Source organism: Streptomyces sp. AM25 (assembly GCF_058146165.1).
On sequence record NZ_JBKIWN010000008.1, the window covers coordinates 124,811 to 145,196 of the forward strand.

The following is a 20,386-nucleotide window of genomic DNA, read 5'->3' on the forward strand; positions in this document are numbered from 1 at the left end:
GCCGTTCGGCGGTGGCTTCCGACAGGGCCACGAAGGAGAGGCGGGGGTGCGCACGTGCGTGTGGGACTGCTTTCCGAGGGCGGGTATCCGTATGCCGCGGGCGACGGCGGGGAGTGGTGCGACGGGCTGGTCCGGGGCCTCGGCCAGCACGACTTCGAGCTCTACGCACTGAGCCGCAGCGCCCGTCAGGAGGACAGCGGTTGGCACGCGCTGCCGGGCAACGTCCGGCGGGTCAGAGCGGCACCCCTGTGGGGCGGCCCCGCGCCGGGGTGCGCCGGGCGCGCCTACGGCGCGTACGGCCGCGAACAGCGCCGGCGCTTCGGCGCCCACTTCGGCGACCTGGCGGCGGCGATCACCCTGCCGGGCGACCAGGCGTACCGTTTCGCCGACGGCTTGGGCGGCCTCGCCGACCTCGCGCGCGACGAAGGCGGGCTCGCCGCCGCCCTCCGTTCCGAACAGGCCCTGCGGGCCCTGGAGACCGCCTGCCGCGCGCCCGGCGCACAACCCGCCGCCTACGGGGCCCGCGTCACCGACCTGCTCGCCGTCTCCGGCCTCCTGGAACGCGCCCTCAGACCGCTCTCGCTCGACTGGTACGGCACCGCCGACGGCGACCGCGGCCTCTCCGGCGTCGACCTCTGCCACGCCACCTCCGCCGGGCCCGCCGCCCTCCCGGGCCTGCTGGCCAAACGCTTCTTCGGCATCCCCCTGCTCGTCAGCGAGTACGAGGTCGGCCTGCGCGAGTACTACCTCGACGGCCCCGTCGGACCCACCCCGGCCGTCCGCACCCTGCTCTCCTCCTTCCACCGGCTGCTCGCCGCCCACGTCTACGACCGGGCCGCGCTCGTCACCTCCGGCGACGGACAGGCCCGCCGCTGGCAGGAGCACTGCGGCGCCGACCGGGCCCGGCTGCGCACGGTCTACCCGGGCATGGACGCGAGCCTCTACGAGGAGGTCGGCGAGGGCGCCCCCGACCCCGGCGGGCATGGGGGCACCTCCCGTGCCGTTCAGGCAACGGGGGACCTCGTCTGGGTCGGCGGCCCGCCCGAACCCCACCTGTGGGAGGCCCTCGCCGCCCTGCGCGAGGCCGAACCGGGCGTCCGGCTGCACCTCGTCGGCGACCCGGCGGAGGACGCACCGGCCGTCGACGGCGTCACCCACGACAGGAACGGCGGCCCCGACGTCCTCGCCACGGCCTCCGTGGTGCTCCTGGCCGGCACGGCCGACGGCTTCCCCGCCGCCCTCGCCGAGGCCATGTTCTGCGGCCGCGCCACCGTCTCCCCGGACACCGGCGCCGTCCGCGAAGTCATCGGCGGCACCGGCCTGGTCGTCCCCCCGCGCGACCCCGGCGCCCTCGCCGGGGCCTGCCTCGACCTGCTGCACGACCCCGCGCGCCGGGCCCGGCTGGGCGCCGCCGCCCGCGCCCGGGCGCTGGAGCTCTTCACCGGCGAACAGAACGTGGCCTCCTTCGGCGCCCTCTACCTCGAAGTCCTCTCCCGCGCCCCGGTCCAGCACCCCGCCCCCGACCCGTCCGTGCCCTTCGCCCACGCCGCCGGCGACCGGCCGCCGCTCACCCGCTCCCCCCGCTCCGCCTCGCCCACCTGGGCGGGCCGCTCATGACCAGATCGCTCCGCGACGGCAGCGCCCCCGGCCCCGTCGGCATAGCCGACGCACCGGCCGACCCGGTGAAGACGCTCCTCCAGCAGCACCACGCCCTGTGCGCCGGTGCCGTCGACCCCTGGGAGATCGCCGCGGGTCTGGAGGCGCGCGGCATCGGCGACCGCGAGGCCGCCGAGTACCGCCACCGCGACGTCTTCTCCCTGGCCGAGGAGCTCCACGCGCGCGTGGAACACGGCGAGTTCCCCCCGACCGTGGCACCCGTCGGCGAACAGGAGGACAGGCGCGGCCCCTGCACAGCGCTCCCTGCCGACTGGGGCGTCACCGGCACCCTGGCCTGGCTGTGGCTGCTCGCCTCCGGGCTCGCCGGCGACCGCGCGCTCACCGTGCTGCTGCACGGCGCCCGCGGCACCGGCGTGCGCGCCCTGCTCGCCGCCGCCGCACCCGCCGGGCTCGCCCTCGCGTGCGCCGTCGTGCCCGCGGCCTGCTGCGCCCACTGGTTCGCCGGCCGCGCCCGCCGGGCCCTGCGGACCAGCCGCAGCCTGAAGGAGTTCGGCTCCCGCGTACGGCCCGTCCTGCTGACGGCCGTCGTGCTGTACCTCGGTGCGCTGCTGCTCTTCCTGTGGTCCGCCCGCTCCGCCCTGCCCGACGACGGGACCGCGGCACCGGCCGGCCCCGCGCCCGTCCCCGCCTACACCCTCGTCGCAGCCCTCGGATGCCTGCTCTTCCTCGCCCGGCTGCTCGCCGCGTACGGACAGACCAGGGCGGCCGTCCACACCACCCTCGCAGCCGGTGCGGCCCAGGCCGTACCGCTGTGCGCACTCCTCGCCGCGCGCCTGCCGGGCTGTGACGCCCTCGGATGGCCGGTGCGCTGGGCGGCCGGCGCCTGCACGCCCGTCGCCATACCGCTCGCCGCGTGCGTCCTGCCGGCCCTCGCCCTGCTGGTCCACGCCGTCCCCGCCCTGTCCCGGGCCTCCGTCCACTCAGAGGAGCAAGGAACATGACCGTCCACCCCCACCGCAGCGCGCGAGAGCGAGGGCAACACCGATGAGGGTCCTGTTGCTCGGTGCCAACGGCTACCTCGGCCGCTTCGTGGCCGACCGCCTGCTCGCCGACCCCGCCGTCCAGCTCACCGCGCTCGGCCGCGGCGACGACGCGGACGTCCGCTTCGACCTGGCCACCGGCAGCCCCGGAGCGCTCACCCGCTTCCTCAACGCCGTCCATCCCGGCGTCGTCATCAACTGCGCCGGCGCCACCCGCGGCGGCGCCCGCGACCTTGCCCGTCACAACACCGTCGCCGTCGCCACCGTCTGCGAGTCGCTGCGCCGCAGCGGCTGCGGCGCCCGCCTGGTACAGCTGGGCTGCTCCTCCGAGTACGGGCCCTCCCAGCCCGGCTCCTCCACCGCGGAGGACGCGGTGCCGCGCCCGGGCGGCCCGTACGGCGTCAGCAAGCTCGCCGCCACCGAACTCGTGCTGGGCTCCGGCCTGGACGCCATCGTGCTGCGGGTCTTCTCGCCCGTCGGTCCCGGCACCCCCGCCGGCTCCCCGCTGGGCCGGCTCGCCGAGGCCATGCGGCGCGCCATGCAGAACGGGGACAACGAACTCAAGCTCACCGGCCTCGGCGTGCAGCGGGACTTCGTCGACGTGCGCGACGTCGCCCGCGCCGTGCACGCCGCGTCGCTGTCCGCCGCCCAGGGCGCCGTCAACATCGGTACCGGGCGCGCGGTGCGGCTGCGGGACGCGGCCACCCTGCTGGCCCGGGTGGCGGGCTTCGGCGGCGCCCTGCACGAACTGGACGACCCGCACCTGGGCACCCCGCCCGCCTACCCCTACCCGGACGGCTGCGGCGCCTGGCAGCAGGCCGACGTGCGCACCGCCCGCGACCGGCTGGGCTGGCGCCCCCGGATCGGCCTGGAGGAGTCGCTGGCCGACATCTGGATGGAGGCCGCGTGTCGCATCTGACCTCCGGGCAGCGCCGCTCGCCGGCCACCGGCAAGGCCCCGCTGCGGCTGGGCGTCCCCGGCTTCGCGCACCCGCTGGTCGCGCCCGCCGAGTGGGGCGGCCTGCAGCGCGCCGGCCTGCCGCTGGACTGGGTGGTGCTCGGGGGCGCGGGCGGCGGCCCCGGCAGCCGCCCGGACCCGTACTGGCGCGCGGCCACCGCCCCGCTGCGGGAGGCGGGCGTGCGGCTCCTCGGCCACGTGGACCTGGCCGCCGGCACGCGCCCGCTCGGCGAACTCCTCTCGGACGCACAGCGCTTCCTCAACTGGTACAAGGTCGACGGATTCGCGCTGGGCCGCTGCCCGGCCGACGCGGCGGGTCTGCGGGAGACCCGCCGCGCCGCCGGCGCCCTGCGCACCCTGCGCGACGGCACCCACCTCGTCCTGCTGCACGGCACCCACCCCTGCCCCGGATACGCCTCCCTCGCCGACCAGTTGGTGACCTTTACGGGCCCCTGGTCCGGCTACCGCTGGTCACAGGCCGCCGAGTGGACCGCGGACCATCCGCCCGAGCGCTTCTGCCACCTCGTCCACGGGGTGCCCCGGCCGCACCTCGACGAGGCGATGCGGATAGCCCGTTGGCAGGGCGCGGGCACGGTCTTCTTCACCGACCGCACGAACCACGCGAGCCGGACCGGCCGCGCCCGCCGGGTGACCCGCACGGGCCGGGCGGCCCCGCTGACCTTCGTGCGCGTGGACCCCTGGGAGTCCCTGCCCGGCTACTGGGACGAGATCGTCTCGCGCATCGGACCTGGTGTCTCGGAATGAGACCGGGCGTGGCAGTGTTACGGGAACGTACGCCCCGCAGCCGCGGGGACGTAGCCGCATGTCCGACCGACCTACGGAGTTCCCGTGTCGCTGCCACCTTTGGTTGAGCCGGCTGCCGAGCTCAGCGTTGACGAGGTTCGCAGGTATTCGCGTCACCTGATCATCCCGGATGTGGGGATGGCGGGGCAGAAGCGGTTGAAGAATGCCAAGGTGCTGTGCGTGGGGGCGGGCGGCCTCGGCTCGCCCGCGCTGATGTATCTGGCGGCGGCGGGCGTGGGCACGCTGGGCATCGTGGAGTTCGACGAGGTCGACGAGTCGAACCTGCAGCGCCAGATCATCCACTCCCAGTCCGACATCGGCCGCCCCAAGGCCGTCTCCGCGCGGGAGAGCGTGCTGGGCATCAACCCGTACGTGAACGTGGTGCTCCATGAGGGCCGCCTGGAGGCGGACAACGTCATGGACATCTTCTCGCAGTACGACCTGATCGTGGACGGGACGGACAACTTCGCCACCCGCTACCTGGTCAACGACGCCTGCGTGCTGCTGGGCAAGCCGTACGTGTGGGGCTCGATCTACCGCTTCGACGGCCAGGCCTCGGTGTTCTGGTCCGAGCACGGCCCCTGCTACCGCTGCCTCTACCCCGAGCCCCCGCCGCCCGGCATGGTGCCCTCCTGCGCCGAGGGCGGCGTGCTCGGCGTGCTGTGCGCCTCGATCGGCTCGATCCAGGTCAACGAGGCCATCAAGCTGCTCGCCGGGATCGGCGAGCCGCTGGTCGGCCGCCTGATGATCTACGACGCCCTGGAGATGACCTACCGGCAGGTCAAGGTCCGCAAGGACCCCGACTGCGCGGTCTGCGGCCCCGATGCGACGGTCACCGAGCTGATCGACTACGAGGCCTTCTGCGGCGTCGTCTCCGAGGAGGCCCAGGAGGCCGCGGCGGGTTCGACGATCACGCCGAAGCAGCTCAAGGAGTGGATCGACGACGGCGAGGACATCGACATCATCGACGTCCGCGAGCCGAACGAGTACGAGATCGTCTCCATCCCCGGCGCGCGCCTGGTCCCGAAGAACGAGTTCCTGATGGGCACCGCCCTCCAGGACCTGCCGCAGAACAAGCGGATCGTCCTGCATTGCAAGACGGGTGTCCGCTCCGCGGAAGTCCTGGCGGTCCTGAAGTCCGCCGGGTTCGCCGACGCGGTTCACGTGGGCGGCGGCGTCATCGGCTGGGTCAACCAGATCGAACCGGAAAAGCCGGTGTATTAGGCCGCGGTACGTCGACTGCGGGCTCGTCGTGGTTGCTCGCGCAGTTCCCCGCGCCCCTGACAGGGCGCCTGGGTGACCGTGCCCCGAAGGGGCGCGGGGAACTGCGCGACAAGCCGACGACTACCCGCACGTCACCCCTGCCTTCGGTACCGTCCCCTCCAGCAGATACGCGTCAACCAGCCGCGTCATGCACGGATCCCCCGTGTTGTACGCCCCGTGCCCCTCGCCCCGGTACGTCACCTCGACCCCCACCCCGGCGCCGAGCGCAGACGCCATCCGCCCCGCACCGGCGTACGGGGTCGCCGGGTCCCCGGTGTTGCCGATCACCACGATCGGCGCCGCACCCTTCGCGCCGACCTCCGGCGCCTTCGTCCTCCCCTTCACCGGCCACCCGGTGCACGAGATCAGCGACCAGGCCGCCGACTCCCCGAACACCGGTGAGGCGGCCCGGAATTCGGCCAGGTGCGTCTTCACGTCGTCGACCGTGTAGCGCTGCTCCTCGTCCACGCAGGAGATGGCCCGGTTGGCCGGCTGCAGGTTGGAGTAGTGGCCGTCGGGCGAGCGGCCGCTGATCGAGTCGAAGAGCATCAGCAGGATGGTGCCGTTGTCCTTCTGCAGGGCCTCCTCCAGGCCGTCCGTGAGGAACTTCCACGTGTCCTTGGTGTAGAGCGCGGCCGCGATGCCGTTGACCGCCTCGTCCTGCGTGAGCTTGCGCCCCTGCGCCGTCCGCAGCGGCTGCGTGCGGAGCCGCTTGAGCAGTGCGGTGATCTCGTCGGTGCCGGGGCAGGACGACGACCGGGAGGAACAGTCCTTCTCGTAGTCGTCCAGGGCGAGTTGGAAGCCCTTGGACTGGGCGAGATTGCCCTGCAGGGGGTCCTGCGTGGGATCGATGACCGCGTCCAGCACCGCGCGGCCCACGTTCTTCGGGTACAAGTGGGCGTAGACGCCGCCCAGTTCGGTGCCGTACGAGATGCCGAAGTAGTGCAGCTTGTCGTCGCCCACGGCGGCCCGGATCCGGTCCATGTCCCGGGCGGCGTCGACGGTGTCCACGTAGGGCAGGACCTTGCCGGAGTTCTTGGCGCACGCGTCGATGTAGGCCTTGTTCGCCGCCAGGTACGTGCGGACCGCGGCGTCGTCCTCCGGTGTCGCGTCGATCTCGTTGGCCGCGTCCGTCTCCTTGTCGCTCTGGCAGTGCACGCCCGCGCTCTCGCCGACCCCGCGCGGGTCGAAGCTCACCAGGTCGTAGCGCTGCCGGAGTTTGCCGTAGCTGTCGGCGAGGCCCGGCAGCGTCGAGACCCCCGAGCCGCCGGGGCCGCCGAAGTTGAACACCAGCGAGCCGATGCGGTGCCCGGCGTCCAGTGCCCTGGCCCGGATCAGAGCGATCTCGATCCGCTCCCCGTCCGGCTTCGCGTAGTCCAGCGGTACGGGGAGTTTTGCGCACTCCCAGCCCTTGCCGGGCGCCTTGCCGCCGCCCTGGGCGGCGGTGGGGGCGTCGCAGGCCGTCCAGCGCAGGGCGGCGCCGCCCGAGGGCGGCTGCTTGGCGTCGGCGCCGGACCCGGCATCGCCGCTGCTCCCGCCGCACGCGGTGACGGTGGCGGCCAGGGCGAGCGCGAAGGCGGCGGAGGCGAGGGCGGTGGCCCGGGGCCGTGCGGTACTCATTTCACCGACTCTACGGAGGAATCACCCGCACCGGACTCGGGGTACGGGCGCGCACGGGGGAGCGCGGCGGGTCGCGGTCCGCTCCCGCCGCGCCACCGGGCACCCCCTGGTGCGGCGGCTAGTGCAGCGGCGCACACCCGATGCGCCGCCCCACCGCGTCGACGAAGTCCGGGAACACCGCGCGGGCGTCGTCGAGCCGGGTGCGTGAACGGCCTGGACCCGTCCGCATGGTGAAGACCGTCGGACGGCCCTCGCACTCCGCCTGGATCAGCGCGCCGGACGCCTCGATGCGGCCGTGCGCACGCCACCCCGGCGCGGGCGGGCCGTCCCCGGCGAGGCCGTCGAAGAGGGCGACGACCCGCGGCCGGGCGATCATGGCGAAGCGCGCCGCCCACCGGCCGTCGGCGGCGACCGCGCACGTCTGGAAGTCGTCCCCCACGCTGCCCACCGTGTCCGTCAGCCTGACCGAGTCCGCGGCCGCCACCGCCAGCCCCGGTATCGCGCACTGCTCCGCCGGGCCGCCCGCCGACACCCGTACCCAGCTGGGCGGCGCGTGCTGCGGCTGCACGACCGGCGACGGGGCGCAACGCGACGCCCTCACCGCCCTGTTGGCCGCGTCCACCAGGAGGCGGCCCGTGCGGGCGGGGGAGGAGTCGTCCGGGAAACCGGGGCGGTCGGTGTCGCTGTCCGGCTCCGCCCCGTCCGCGTCCCGGAACGAGCTCGTCACCGTCACGACCGACGGGCGGCCGTCCACGTCGCACGACGGCGGCAGCACCAGCGTGCCGGAGCCGGCGGCCACGAAGCCGGGCAGGCCGTCCGGGAGCGCGCTGTCACCGCCCACCAGCAGCCCCGAGAGCCAGGCGCGGCGGGCCTCCGCCTCCCGCGGGCCCGTCCCGTACCGCACGTCGAACCGCTGCCGGTACGCCCCGGCGCCCCGGCCGCCGCGCCAGCTCAGCGTGCACGCGCCGTACGGGCGCCCGGGGGCGGGGGCGCTCTCCTGCGCCGAGCGGTCGTGGTCGCCACCGCGGAACGGGCCGCCGTCCTCCGGCCAGGTGCCCCAGCAGTACGAGGGCCTCGCCAGCGGCCCGAACTCCGCCTGGCAGAAGGCCGCCAGGGCCGCGAGCAGGGCCGCGACGGCCAGGGCGCCCGTGAGCGCCCGCGCCCTGTGGCCGGGGCTGCCGGGGCGCCCGGCCCCGGTCCGTAACGTGCTGCTGTCGTTCGACACTTCGATCCCCCCGCCCCGTGCTCGGTCCGCAACGCGCCGTCCGCGTACGGAACTTCTGTGCGGGCGATCGTAGTGCGGGCCACTGACATTCGAGCCGGTGCAGTTCGTATTACCGGTGTGATCTGCTATGGGTGCTATGAACACACCTTGTTGGGCTCCGGGACCTTACCGTCCAGGAGATACGCGTCTGCCGCACCTTTGACGCAGGGGTTGCCGCTGTCGTACGCGCCGTGGCCCTGGCCCCGGTACGTCATCTCGATTCCGACGCCCTCGCCCAGCTCCCGCGCCATCGTGCGCGCTCCCTCATAAGGGGTCGCCGGGTCACCGGTGTTGCCGACCACGAGCATGGGTGCGGCGCCCTTCGCGCTCACGTCCGGCGTCTGCCACTCGCCCTTGACCGGCCAGCCGGTGCACTGCAGGAGGCTCCACGCCATGAAGTCCCCGAAGACCGACGACGCCTTGCGGAACTCCGCCGCCTTCGGCTCGATGTCCTCCGCCGTGTAGCGCTGGGCGAAGTCCGCGCAGGTGACCGCGTTGAGGGAGGCCTGCAAGGAGCTGTAATGACCGTCCTGGTTGCGGCCGTTCATGGAGTCGGCGAGGGAGAGCAGAATCCTTCCGTCGCCGTTCTCGGCGTCCTCGACGCCCTCGGTGAGGTAGTCCCAGAAGTCCTTGGAGTACAGGGCCTGCGCGATTCCGCTCGTCGCCAGCGACCGCGTCAGCTCGCGGCCGGCGGTTCCGGCGGTGGGCGTGGGGGAGCCGGTGTCGGTGCCGGTGCCGCCTGCTGCCGGGATCGGCTGTTTGCCCAGCCGGTCGAGGAGGTCGGTGATCGAGCGCTCCGTCGGGCAGTTGTCGGAGGTCTGCGGGCACGCCGCCATGTAGTTGCCGAGTGCCAGCTGGAAGCCGCGGGCCTGGGCGAGGGCGCTCTGCACCGGGTCGCTCGACGGGTCGACCACCGCGTCGAGCAGTGCCCGTCCGACGTTCTTGGGGTACAAGTGGGCGTAGACGCCGCCCAGTTCGGTGCCGTAGGAGATGCCGAAGTAGTGCAGTTTGGCGTCGCCGAGCGCCTGGCGCATCAGGTCCATGTCGCGGGCGGCGTTCGTCGTCCCGACGTACGGGAGCACCTTTCCGGAGTGCTGGCGGCAGGCGGCCGCGTAGGCCTCGACGCGGCCGACGAGAGCCGTCTGTTCGGGCTTGGTCGCCGGTGTGGAGTCCGCCGCGTAGTACGCGTCCAGGTCCTTGTTGTCCAGGCAGCGGACGCCGCTGCTGCGGCCCACCCCGCGGGGGTCGAAGCTCACCAGGTCGTAACGGGTGCGCAGATTCCGGTAGTCCTCGGCGAACGCCGGCAGGGTGGTGACGCCCGAGCCGCCCGGGCCGCCGAAGTTGAAGACGAGCGAACCGATGCGGTGCGCCGGGTCGGTGGCCTTCGCCCGGATCATGGCGATGGCGATCTTCTCGCCGTCCGGGTGCGCGTAGTCCAGGGGCGCGTGCAGGGTTGCGCACTCCCAGTCGCGGCCGGGCGGCCTGGCCGCTGCGCCGCTGTCCTCGCCGGGGCTGGGGGGCGGGCACGTCTTCCAGTCGAGTTTCGGGTCCGTGCCGTGGGGGGTGCCGCCGGCGGTGCCGGGGGCCGTGGCGGCCGCCTGGGGACGGCCTGTGTTCGTGCACCCCGTTGCGGCTGCCGCCGTGACCGTCAGCAGGACGGCCGAGAGCAGGCCGCCGGTTCGTATGGATCTCGTGGATCTCGACACGGCGGGGCCTCCCGGGACCGACGTCGACCGACTGGGACTGCCATCGTCCGCGGGGGGCCGTCGGGGCGCGCGTGGTGCGGGGCGTACGGGTTACAGCGGTACGAAGGTGATCTCCGTGGCCTTGATGCTCACCCAGACGGGGGTGCCCTCGGCCAGGGCGAGGTCCGCCGCGGCGGACGGGGTGATCTCGGCGGCGGTCTCCGGGGCCCCGTCCGTGCCCTCCACCAGGACGCGGAGGCGGCCGCCCTGTGCGATGATCTCGCGGACCTTGCCCTGCCAGACGTTGCGGGGGCTGCCGGCGGGGCGGGCGGTGTGCAGGGAGACCGCTTCGGGGGGTGCCACGGCGAGGCCCGTCGCCGTGGGCGGTGCCGCTTCGGCCGTGGTGAGGCTCGCGCCGTCCTCCAGCAGCACCTTGCCGTCCGCCGTGCTCCGGCCGGGCCATGCGTTGTGGCCCAGCATGCGGGCCACCCAGGGGGAGCGGGGGTGGCGGGTGAGGTCGGTGGGGGTGGCGTACTGGACGGTACGGCCGTTCTCCAGGACGAGGACGTGGCTCGCGAGGGACACGGCTTCCACCGGGTCGTGGGTGACCAGGAGGCAGACACCCGGGAAGTCTGCGAGGTGCGTGCGCAGGGTGTGGCGTACGTGGGTGCGGGTCGACTGGTCGAGGGCGGCGAGGGGTTCGTCGAGGAGGAGCAGGCGGGGGCGTGCGGCCAGGGCGCGGGCCAGGGCCACGCGCTGGGCCTGGCCGCCGCTGAGCCGGCCGGGGCGGTGGTGCGCCAGGGCGCCGACGCCGAGGCGGTCCAGCCAGTGCTGGGCCTCGCGGTGGGCTTCGGTGCGGGGGGTGCCCTGGGCGCGGAGGCCGTATGCGGTGTTGGCGAGGGCGGTCAGGTGGGGGAAGAGGGCGCCGTCCTGGGGGACCCAGGCGATGCGGCGGTGGTGCGGGGGTGTGCGGGACGCGTCTTCGGTGCCGAGGTGGAGTTCGGTTGCCGTGGCGCGGGGGGTGAGGCCCAGGAGGGTGCGGAGGAGGGTTGTCTTTCCTGCGCCGTTGGGGCCTACTACCGCGATCGTTGTGCCGGGTGGGGCGTTGAGCGTTGCGTTGACCGCGCCCTGGACCGTGGTGCGCAGCGGGTGCGGGGTGGGGGCGGGGCCGGGGGGCCGGGGAGGGCCCTCTGGGGCTGCTGTATTTGCGGCCGTTGCCGGTCCGCGCGATGCGTACCCCGCACTTGGCCGCAAATACGTCCCCCAGCTACCGCTGGGGGTGCCCCCAACGCCCCTTGCCGGGCCCTCCCCGGCCCCCCGGCCCCGCCCGGCCGTCGGCGTCTGCGGGTTCAGCCAGCGGCCGCGGAGGGCCAGCAGAATTGTTGTGGCTATGGCAAGGAGGAGGAGGGAGACGGCTGTTGCGCCCTCCGGGTCGTCCTGGAGGAGCAGGTAGACCTGGAGGGGCAGGGTTTGGGTGGTGCCCGGGAGGTTGCCCGCGAAGGTGATCGTGGCGCCGAACTCGCCCAGGGCCCGGGCCCAGGAGAGGGCCGCTCCTGCGATCAGGCCCGGGAGGACCATGGGGAGCGTGATCGTGCGGAAGACGCGAAGTGGTGTTGCCCCGAGGGATGTTGCCGTTTCCTCGTAGCGGGGGTGCAGGCCCGCCAGGGCTCCTTCGAGGCTGATCACCAGGAAGGGCATGGCCACGAATGCGGAGGCCATGACTGCGCCTGTGGTCGAGAAGGGGAGGGTGATGCCGTATTTCGCCAGTGCCGGGCCCAGGATGCCGTGGCGGCCGTATGCCTGGAGGAGAGCCACTCCGGCCACCGTGGGGGGCAGCACCATCGGGAGCATGACCAGGCAGCGCACCAGTGACTTGCCCGGGAACTCCGTGCGGGCCAGCAGCCAGGCCAGGGGGACGCCCAGGAGCAGGGCGATCAGCAGGGCCCAGCCCGAGACGAGGAGGGAGAGGGTGAGGGCCTGGGTGACGTCGTGCGAGGTGAGGCGGGAGGGGAGCGTGTTCCAGGGGGCGTGGGTGAGGACGCCCGCCAGGGGGAGGAGGAGCAACGCGACCGCCAGTGCGGCCGGTATGCCCAGGGGGAGGGGGATCTTCGTTTTCACGGCTTCTGGAAGCCCGCGGATGCGAGCAGTTTCTGGGCTTCGGTCGAGCTCAGCCACTTCACGAAGTCTTCGGCCGCTTCGGTGTTCTTGGAGTTCTTGAGCGTCGCCGCCGGGTAGGAGGCCACCGCGTTCTGGGCGTCGGGGATCGTGACGGTGTCCACCTTGTCCTTGGCCGCGGTCGCGTCGGTGACGTACACGATTCCGGCGTCCGCCTCGCCCAGGGACACCTTGCTGAGCACGGCCCGGACGCTGGGCTCCTGGGAGACCGGCTTCACGGAGAGGTGCTGCTGGTCAAGGATCTTCTTGCTGTAGCGGCCCGCGGGGACCTCGGGTGCCGCCAGGACGACCTTGAGGCCGGCCTGCGAGAGGTCCGAGAGGCCCTGGAGGTGCCGGGGGTTGTGCGGGGCCGTGGCGATGGTGAGGCGGTTCTTCGCGATGACCGCGGGGGTTCCGGTCTGTGCCTTGAGGTCGTCCATCGTCTTGGTGTCGGCGGTCACCAGCGCGTCGGCCGGTGCGCCCTGGCGGACCTGGGCGGCCAGTTCCTGGGAGCCGGCGAAGGAGAACTTCAGCTTGGTGTCCGGGTGCTCCTTCTCGTACGCGGCCCCTGCTTGTTTGAAGACGTCGGTGAGGGAGGCCGCGGCGAGGACGGTGAGGGTGCTCGTGTGCTTGCTGCCGGTGCTGCTGCAGGCTGCCAGGGGGAGGACGAGGGCTGCTGCGAGGGCGGTGCGGGTGAGCGTGCGGTTCATGGTGTCCCCCCGGTCAGGCGCGGTCGATGTGCACGTTGGTGGCTTTGACGCGGGCGACGGCCTCCATGCCGACGGCCAGGCCCAGTTCCTCGACGGCCTCGCGGGTGAGGAGGGAGACCAGGCGGTGCGGGCCGGCCTGGACCTCGACCTGGGCGGCGACGTCGCCGAGCTTGACGGCGGTGATGATGCCGGGGAAGGCGTTGCGCGCGGTGGTGTACGGCGCCTCGTCCTCGCTGTTCGCCTCGGCGGCGAGGGAGACCGAGAAGGCCGCCAACTGCTCGCCGTTGATGAGTCTTTTGCCGGATTCGTCACGTTGTGTCGGTATTCGCCCCGCGTCGGCCCAGCGCCGCACCGTGTCCGGGCTGACGCCGAGCAGCCGCGCCGCCTGGCCGATGGTGTACGTGCGCATATGCGGCACGGTAAGGCGATTCAGCTAGCAGATGCAAGGTGGATCCGCGCCCCGAAGGGGCGCGGGGAACTGCGCGATCAGCCACGACGGCCCGCACTTGCCCTGCCGGCGCAGCTAAATCGCACCCTTCCGCGTCAGCTGGTTGAAGCACAGCCACCCCGGCAGCACCGGCAGCCAGAACGTCAGCAGGCGGAACAGCAGCACGGCCGGCGCAGCCGTCTCCGCAGGGAGGCCGGCCAGGGTCAGGGCGCCGATGAGGACACCTTCCACCGCGCCCACGCCGCCCGGCGTCGGCGCCGCCGAGCCCAGCGCGTTGCCCGCGAGGAAGACCACGGCCACGCTCGCGTAGCTCATGTCCCCGCCGAACGCCCGGATCGAGGTGTCCAGGCACAGCACGAACGTGGCCGTCAGCAGCAGCATGCCGCCGATGCCGTTGAGCAGCTTCCGCGGTCGCTGCAGCAGGTCCAGCATGCGCGGCACCACGCCCGCGAAGAGCGACCGCACGCGCGTGGAGACGAACTTCCGCAGGAACGGGATCGCCGTCACCACCAGCACCAGGACCGCTGCCGTGAGCAGGCCGCCGATGACCGTGCGGGACGGGGGGAGGGGCGACGAGGTGTTCTCGGTTCCGGTGATGTAGCCGAACGTCAGCAGCAGGATGATGTGGCTCGCCAGACCGAACAGCTGTGACGCCCCGACGCTCGCCACGGCGAGCCCCGGCCGCAGTCCCGCGCGCTGCAGGAAGCGTGTGTTCAGGGCGACTCCGCCCACCGCGGCGGGGGCGACCAGTTTGACGAACGAGCCGGCGACCTGGGCGAGCACCGTGCGGCCGAAGGGCACCTTCTCCGGCACGAAGCCCAGCAGGCTCATCGCGGCCGCGAAGTAGCTCAGGGCGGAGAAGGCCGCGGCGGCCAGCACCCAGTACCAGTTGGCGTGAGCGACCAGGTCGCCAAGTTTGACGTGTGCGAGCTGCGAGAGCAGGAAGTACGCGGCGAAGGCGCCCGCGATGGAGCTGATGAGGGTGCGGGGCTTGATGCGTTCCAGGCGCACCGGCTCTATCGGCGCCTGCGGGCGGATCAGCAGGACCTGCCGGCGGATCTGTGCGAGCAGGTCCTCTTCGCGGGCCTCTTCGGCCGCCACGTCGAGTGCCTGCTTCTCCGCCTTCTTCTCGGCCTTGAGCGCCTTGCGCTCGTTGACGTCCGCGCCCTTCTCCGCGCGTTCGCGCGCCCTGTGCTCCTTCTCGATGCGCGAGGCCTCCAGCACCGCGTTCCGTTCGCGCTCTGCGCGCTCGCGGGCGAGCTGCCGGAGGGTGGCCCGGCTGGAGCGGGTGAGGGCGATCGGCTGGAGCAGGGGCAGGCTGTCGGCGACCGCGTCGGGACCCAGCACGGCCACGGCCGAGGCCACGGCCCGTTCGGCGCCGACCCGCAGGCCGAGCGTGGTGAGCAGCTGGGCGATGTCCATCCGCAGGACCAGGTCGCCCGCGGCGATCTCGCCGCCGCGCAGGTCGGTCAGAACGACGTTGCCGGAACGATCCACCAGCAGGGCGTCGCCGTCGAGGCGCCGGTGGGCGATGCGCCGCGACTGCAGCGCCTGCACCTGCCGCCACGCGCCGGCCGTCAGCTCGTCGGTGATCTCCTCGTCCGGGATGGCGTCCAGGGTGCGGCCGCCGATGTGCTCGTAGACGAGCATCACGGCGTCCGGGCCGAGCTCGGAGGTGGCGATCAGCCGGGGTGCGTTGGCGCCTGCGGCGATGGCCGCGTAGGCCAGCAGGGCCTCCTGCTCCAGGGCCTGGCGCAGCGACTGCAGGCTGCGGCGCTGCGTGATGCCCCGCAGGGCGAGGCGCTGCCAGACCCGGTAGAAGAAGCCCTGCGCCTGCTGTTCGCGGTCGACGACGGTGACGTCGAGCGGCGGCCCGTCCTCCAGGGTGACGATGTAGCGGCGCCCCCGGTCGTGGTGCTCGGTGTCCTCCGGGTCCTCGGTGCGCAGGGCGGTCACCGGGTTGAAGCCCACGCGCCGCAGACCGGCGAGCAGATGCTGACCGGTCGGTCTCACGTTCGGCGAACCGACCGCGTAGAGCGTGCCGTAGGCCACGGTCCAGCCGATCAGCACCGTGGTGACGATGGAGAACGGCGTGGTGTAGCCGTTCACCAGCACGGCGAAGGCGTCCAGCAGCAGCACCGCCCACATGGCCACCCGCCAGCGCGGGCGGCGGGACATGCCGACGGCCGTCATGTAGGCGATCACGGGCGCCAGGTAGCCGTGCACCGGGTCGGTGACCCCGCCGGTCGGCGAGGTCTGGGTGAGCGCCTCACGGATCGAGGCGGGCGCGCCCTGGGCGACCCACAGGTCCGTGCCGAGCGAGACGCCGTGCGCGAGGACGGCGGCCAGCACGCCGTCGGCGATGCGCAGCCCGTCCCGCTTGATCAGCCGCTCGATGGCGAACGCGACGGGCACGATGAAGATGGCGATGTTGGCCGCGAGCCCCGCGAAGTTCGCGAGCAGCTGGGGCGCCCGGCCGGTGCTCTCGCCGATGTCCTTCTCGAGCCCGGCGGTGGTGAAGTGCGCGAAGGCGGCCAGGGCGAGCACGAGGGCGATGCCGAGGATGCCCAGGAAGAGCCGGACCAGGTCGGCGGGGCGGTGGACACGGGCGGGGAGCAGGGGCTCGTCGCCGGAGACCTTGTCGATGTGGACCTCGCCGCCTTCGTACGGGTACGAGCCGCCGTCCCCGGACGGGGGCAGCGCTCCGGGGACGCGGGCCTCGTCGCGAGGCTGCGCGCCCTGTTGCTCGTCCTTGTCTTCTTCTTGGTCTCGTATCACCAGTCACCGCCCGGAAGATGGTGGCATGGCCCGGCCGGGCAACGGGGCATCAGGGTGCATTTCGCGGGCGCGGACTCCGGATCGTACGCCCTGTGCTGCGGTACCGCACTCTGAGTGATCATCCGCCCGGGGCGTTGTCGGAGGGGTGCGGCAGGATGGGCCGGGTGAGCGAGCTTCCGGAGACCCTGCCCGAGTATGCCGAGCGGGTGCTGGCCGTGGCCGAGCTGATTCCGCCCGGCCGGGTGATGACGTACGGGGACGTCGCCGAGTGGCTCGGCGAGGGCGGGCCGCGCCAGGTGGGGCGGGTCATGGCGCTGTACGGGGGCGCGGTGCCGTGGTGGCGGGTCGTCCGCGCCGACGGGGTGCTGCTGCCCGGCCACGAGCTGCGCGCCCTCGGCCACTACCGGGCCGAGGGCACCCCGCTGCGCGAGGCGGGCCGGCGGGCCGAGGGGCACGTGCCGCGCCTGGCGATGGCCCGGGCGCGCTGGGACGGCGATGTGACTCCGCACACGTGAGCCGGGCCGCGCGGCGGGGCCGTGCGCGGCGTCCGCGGGCCCGCCGTCCCGGGGCAGCACCCGAACGGATGAGGCCGCGACGGGCGTGCGGAGGCTCCCCGGGCGCCCTGCGCCCCGGCGGCCTCCTGGCGTAGCGTCGAGGACCGCGTCGCACCCACCCCCGCAACACCTCCAGGACCGGCACCCCACGTGAGTCTCTCCCCGCCTTCCCGCTCACCGCATGCTCACCAGGCACGGCGGCCCGCCCAGGGCGCCTACCGTCTGGTGCGCACCCGGCCGGGACCCGTGGTTCCTCCTGAGCTGGACGCACGGCAGCGCGCCGTGGTTGACCACCGGGACGGGCCGCTGCTGGTGCTCGCCGGGCCGGGCACGGGGAAGACCACCACGCTCGTCGAGGCCGTGGCCGGGCGCGTGCGGCGCGGCACGGACCCGGAGCGGGTGCTCGTCCTGACCTTCGGCCGCAAGGCGGCCGTCGAACTGCGCGACCGGATGGCGGCCCGTATGGGCGGCGCCGCGGCCCCGCAGGCCACCACCCTCCACTCGTACTGCTACGCCCTCGTCCGCGCCCACCAGGACGCGGACCTCTTCGCCGACCCGCTGCGCCTGCTGTCCGGCCCCGAGCAGGACGTCGTCGTGCGCGAACTGCTCGCCGGCCAGGCCGGGCTGGAGCGCGCGGGCCGCGCCGCCGTGCGCTGGCCCGACGAGCTGCGCGCCTGCCTGACCACCCGCGGCTTCGCCGACGAGGTGCGCGCCGTCCTCGCCCGCAGTCGCGAACTCGGCCTGGGGCCCGGCACGCTGGGCGCCTTCGCCGCCCGGACCGGCCGCCCCGACTGGCGGGCCGCCGCCTCCTTCATGGCCGAATACCTGGACGTCCTCGACGCCTACGGGGTGCTCGACTACGCCGAACTCGTCCACCGCGCCGTGCTGCTCGCCGAGCGCCCGGAGACGGCCGCGGAGCTCGCCGGCCGCTACGACGCGGTCTTCGTCGACGAGTACCAGGACACCGACGCCTCCCAGGTGCGGCTGCTGCGCGCCCTCGCCGGCGGTGGCCGGAACCTGGTCGCGTTCGGCGACCCCGACCAGTCGATCTACGCCTTCCGCGGCGCCGACGTGGGCGGCATCCTCGACTTCCCCCGCACCTTCGCCCGCCCCGACGGCACCCCCGCCCCCGTCGAGGTCCTGACCGTCTCCCGCCGCTCCGGCGCGCACCTGCTCGCGGCCACCCGGCAGCTCACCCGCCGCATGCCGCTCACCCGCCTGCCCGCCGACGCCGTCCGCGCCCACCGCGAGCTCACCGCCGTCCGCCCCGGCGGCCGCGTGGAGGCGTACACGTACCCCACCCAGGGCGCCGAGACCGACAACATCGCCGACATCCTGCGCCGCGCCCACCTCGAAGACGGCGTCCCCTGGCAGGACATGGCCGTCCTGGTGCGGGCCGGCTCCCGCTCCCTGCCGTCCCTGCGCCGCGCCCTGACCTCCGCGGGCGTGCCGGTCGAGGTCGACGGCGACGACCTGCCCCTGCGGCACGAACCGGCCGTCGCCCCCCTGCTGACCGCCCTGCGCACGGTCGCCGAATCGGTCCTCCCTGCGGAGGAGGACGCCCCCTGGCTCGACGCCGAGACCGCCCTCGCCCTCCTCGCCTCCCCCCTCGGCGGCATGGACGCCGCCGACCTGCGCCGGCTCGGCCGCGCCCTGCGCGACGAGGAACGGGCCGCGGGCCGGGCCGTCCCCCGCCCTTCCGACGAGCTCGTCGCCGAAGCCCTCGCCGCCCCCGGACGCCTCGCCGCCCACGACCCCTTCTACGCCCGCGGCGCCCAGCGCCTGGCCGCCCTCCTGCAGAGCGCCCGCGAACTCCTCGCCGGCGGCGCCACCGCCGAGGACGCCCTGTGGGCCCTGTGGAACGGCACCCCCTGGCCGCAGCGCCTCGAACGCACCGCCCACGCCGGCGGCGCCGCCGGCCGCAACGCCGACCGCGATCTCGACGCGGTCTGCGCCCTGTTCGAGACCGCCGCCCGCGCCGAGGCCCGCACCGGCGGCCGCGGCGCCCTCAACCTCCTCGACGAGCTCGACGCCCAGGACATCGCCGCCGACACCCTCACCCGCCGTCCCGCCCGCCCCGACGCCGTGCGCCTGATGACCGCGCACCGCTCCAAGGGCCTGGAGTGGCGCCTCGTCGTCGTCGCCGGAGTGCAGGAAGGCCTCTGGCCCGACCTCCGCCGCCGCGGCTCGCTCCTGGAGGCCGACCGCATCGGCCGCGACGGCCTCGCCGAACCGCTCACCCCCGGCGCTCTGCTGGCCGAGGAGCGCCGCCTGTTCTACGTGGCCGCCACCCGCGCCCGCGACCGCCTGGTCGTCACCGCCGTCAAGGCCGCCGCCGAGGACGGCGACCAGCCCTCCCGCTTCCTCGCCGAACTCGGCACCACCCCCGTCGACGTCACCCAGCGGCCCCGCCGCCCCCTCGCCGTCGCCGCCCTCGTCGCCGAGCTGCGCGCCACCACCGTCGACCCCGCCGCCTCCGACGCCCTGCGCGCCGCCGCCGCCGAACGGCTCGCCCGGCTCGCCGCCCTGCGCGACGAGGAGGGCCGTCCGCTCGTCCCCGCCGCCCACCCCTACCGCTGGTGGGGCCTGGCCGAGGCCACCCACGGCGAGGTGCCGCTGCGCGACCCCGAGCGCCCCGTCGCCCTCTCCGGCTCCGCGCTCGGGCAGCTGGAGAACACCTGCTCGCTCCAGTGGTTCCTGGGCCGCGAGGTCAAGGCGGACGCCCCCGCCACCGCCGCCCAGGGCTTCGGCAACGTCGTGCACGTCCTCGCCGACGAGGTCGCCTCCGGCCGTACCCCCGCCGACCTCGCCGTCCTGATGGAACGGCTGGATTCCGTCTGGGACGCGCTCGCCTTCGACGCCCCCTGGAAGTCGCTCCAGGAGAAGGAGAACGCCCGCGCCGCCCTCGAACGCTTTCTGCGCTGGCACGTCCTGGAGCGGGGCGGCCGCCGCGCCGTCGCCACCGAGCACCCCTTCGACGTCACGCTCAAGGCCGACGACCACCTCGTCCGCATCCGCGGCTCCATGGACCGCGTCGAACGCGACCACCAGGGCCGCGCGTACGTCGTCGACTTCAAGACCGGCAAGGGCACGGCCTCCGCGGCCGACGTCGAGCGCCACCCCCAGCTCGCCGTCTACCAGCTGGCCGTCGAACAGGGCGCCGTGGACGAACTGTTCGACGGTGCACGGCCGGAGCCGGGGGGCGCCGAGCTCGTCCAGCTGCGCCAGGGCGCGGCGAAGAAGGACGGCGGCGAGGCCCTGCCCAAGGTGCAGGCCCAGGAGCCGCTGGGGGAGGGGGCGTGGATCGGCGACCTGCTGGCCGCCGCGGCCCGCCGCGTCCTCGAGGAACGGTTCTCCCCGCGCCCCGGCCAGCACTGCACCCACTGCACCTTCCGCGCCTCGTGCACGGCACGCCCGGAGGGCCGCCATGTCGTGGAGTGAGCAGGAAGCCGCCGGCCGGGGCCCGTTGTCAGTGGTCCCCGTTAGCGTTTC

14 protein-coding genes are annotated in these 20,386 nt (G+C 74.1%); 7 read left to right on the forward strand and 7 right to left on the reverse strand.

All coding sequences use genetic code 11. The features are described 5' to 3' along the window. Positions 1 to 54 precede the first annotated feature (54 nt). From ACLHRZ_RS12215 to moeZ, 5 genes are all read left to right on the forward strand, one after another. A complete protein-coding gene (locus tag ACLHRZ_RS12215) occupies positions 55 to 1,617 on the forward strand; it encodes a DUF3492 domain-containing protein (protein WP_490418381.1) in 1,563 nt (520 codons plus the stop codon). Further along, on the forward strand, positions 1,614 to 2,618 hold the full coding sequence (locus tag ACLHRZ_RS12220; protein WP_490418382.1) for a hypothetical protein: 1,005 nt from the start codon (positions 1,614 to 1,616) through the stop codon (positions 2,616 to 2,618). The genes ACLHRZ_RS12215 and ACLHRZ_RS12220 overlap by 4 nt, the downstream gene beginning before the upstream one ends. A gap of 43 nt (positions 2,619 to 2,661) precedes the next feature. Then, on the forward strand, positions 2,662 to 3,576 hold the full coding sequence (locus tag ACLHRZ_RS12225; protein WP_490418383.1) for an NAD-dependent epimerase/dehydratase family protein: 915 nt from the start codon (positions 2,662 to 2,664) through the stop codon (positions 3,574 to 3,576). After that, positions 3,564 to 4,379, forward strand: coding sequence for a spherulation-specific family 4 protein (locus tag ACLHRZ_RS12230; protein ID WP_490418384.1), 816 nt, complete (start codon positions 3,564 to 3,566; stop codon positions 4,377 to 4,379). Before ACLHRZ_RS12225 ends, ACLHRZ_RS12230 begins: the two co-directional genes overlap by 13 nt. Positions 4,380 to 4,463: 84 nt before the next feature. Next, positions 4,464 to 5,642, forward strand: coding sequence for an adenylyltransferase/sulfurtransferase MoeZ (gene moeZ, locus ACLHRZ_RS12235; protein ID WP_490418385.1), 1,179 nt, complete (start codon positions 4,464 to 4,466; stop codon positions 5,640 to 5,642). A 120-nt stretch (positions 5,643 to 5,762) separates the two neighbouring features. Here the strand turns inward: moeZ and ACLHRZ_RS12240 are convergent, their stop codons facing one another. The 7 genes from ACLHRZ_RS12240 to ACLHRZ_RS12270 form a co-directional block, all read right to left on the reverse strand. Continuing rightward, positions 5,763 to 7,301 carry an alpha/beta hydrolase gene (locus tag ACLHRZ_RS12240; protein WP_490418386.1) on the reverse strand — a complete coding sequence of 513 codons (1,539 nt, stop codon included), beginning with the start codon at positions 7,299 to 7,301 and terminating at the stop codon, positions 5,763 to 5,765. 118 nt (positions 7,302 to 7,419) lie between these two features. After that, on the reverse strand, positions 7,420 to 8,526 hold the full coding sequence (locus tag ACLHRZ_RS12245; RefSeq protein WP_490418387.1) for a hypothetical protein: 1,107 nt from the start codon (positions 8,524 to 8,526) through the stop codon (positions 7,420 to 7,422). Positions 8,527 to 8,660: 134 nt separating this feature from the next. Then, the gene (locus ACLHRZ_RS12250) at positions 8,661 to 10,271 is read right to left on the reverse strand and encodes an alpha/beta hydrolase (protein ID WP_490418388.1); all 1,611 of its coding nucleotides are present in this window, start codon (positions 10,269 to 10,271) and stop codon (positions 8,661 to 8,663) included. A 90-nt stretch (positions 10,272 to 10,361) separates the two neighbouring features. Further along, positions 10,362 to 12,368: an ABC transporter permease gene (locus ACLHRZ_RS12255; protein ID WP_490418389.1), complete on the reverse strand. Its 2,007-nt coding sequence runs from the start codon at positions 12,366 to 12,368 to the stop codon at positions 10,362 to 10,364. After that, positions 12,365 to 13,114: a molybdate ABC transporter substrate-binding protein gene (gene modA / locus ACLHRZ_RS12260; protein WP_490418390.1), complete on the reverse strand. Its 750-nt coding sequence runs from the start codon at positions 13,112 to 13,114 to the stop codon at positions 12,365 to 12,367. The genes ACLHRZ_RS12255 and modA overlap by 4 nt, the downstream gene beginning before the upstream one ends. A 13-nt stretch (positions 13,115 to 13,127) precedes the next feature. Continuing rightward, the gene (locus tag ACLHRZ_RS12265; RefSeq protein ID WP_490418391.1) at positions 13,128 to 13,523 is read right to left on the reverse strand and encodes a TOBE domain-containing protein; all 396 of its coding nucleotides are present in this window, start codon (positions 13,521 to 13,523) and stop codon (positions 13,128 to 13,130) included. A 114-nt stretch (positions 13,524 to 13,637) separates the two neighbouring features. Continuing rightward, complete coding sequence (locus tag ACLHRZ_RS12270) at positions 13,638 to 16,340, reverse strand: flippase-like domain-containing protein (protein ID WP_490418392.1); 2,703 nt, start codon at positions 16,338 to 16,340, stop codon at positions 13,638 to 13,640. 155 nt (positions 16,341 to 16,495) lie between these two features. Between ACLHRZ_RS12270 and ACLHRZ_RS12275 the strand changes: the two genes are divergently transcribed. Further along, complete coding sequence (locus tag ACLHRZ_RS12275) at positions 16,496 to 16,855, forward strand: MGMT family protein (protein ID WP_490418393.1); 360 nt, start codon at positions 16,496 to 16,498, stop codon at positions 16,853 to 16,855. A gap of 189 nt (positions 16,856 to 17,044) precedes the next feature. Then, positions 17,045 to 20,335 (forward strand): ATP-dependent helicase, encoded by a 3,291-nt coding sequence (locus ACLHRZ_RS12280; protein WP_490418394.1) that lies wholly within the window; start codon positions 17,045 to 17,047, stop codon positions 20,333 to 20,335. Positions 20,336 to 20,386 lie beyond the last annotated feature (51 nt).

What these genes read in the sequence shown, in the direction of transcription:
- ACLHRZ_RS12225 (WP_490418383.1), top strand. Translation starts at nt 2,662, where the DNA reads ATGAGGGTCCTGTTGCTCGGTGCCAACGGCTACCTCGGCCGCTTCGTG.
- ACLHRZ_RS12240 (WP_490418386.1), bottom strand. Translation starts at nt 7,301, where the DNA reads ATGAGTACCGCACGGCCCCGGGCCACCGCCCTCGCCTCCGCCGCCTTC.
- ACLHRZ_RS12265 (WP_490418391.1), bottom strand. Translation starts at nt 13,523, where the DNA reads ATGCGCACGTACACCATCGGCCAGGCGGCGCGGCTGCTCGGCGTCAGC.
- ACLHRZ_RS12275 (WP_490418393.1), top strand. Translation starts at nt 16,496, where the DNA reads ATGGGCCGGGTGAGCGAGCTTCCGGAGACCCTGCCCGAGTATGCCGAG.
- modA (WP_490418390.1), bottom strand. Translation starts at nt 13,114, where the DNA reads ATGAACCGCACGCTCACCCGCACCGCCCTCGCAGCAGCCCTCGTCCTC.
- ACLHRZ_RS12220 (WP_490418382.1), top strand. Translation starts at nt 1,614, where the DNA reads ATGACCAGATCGCTCCGCGACGGCAGCGCCCCCGGCCCCGTCGGCATA.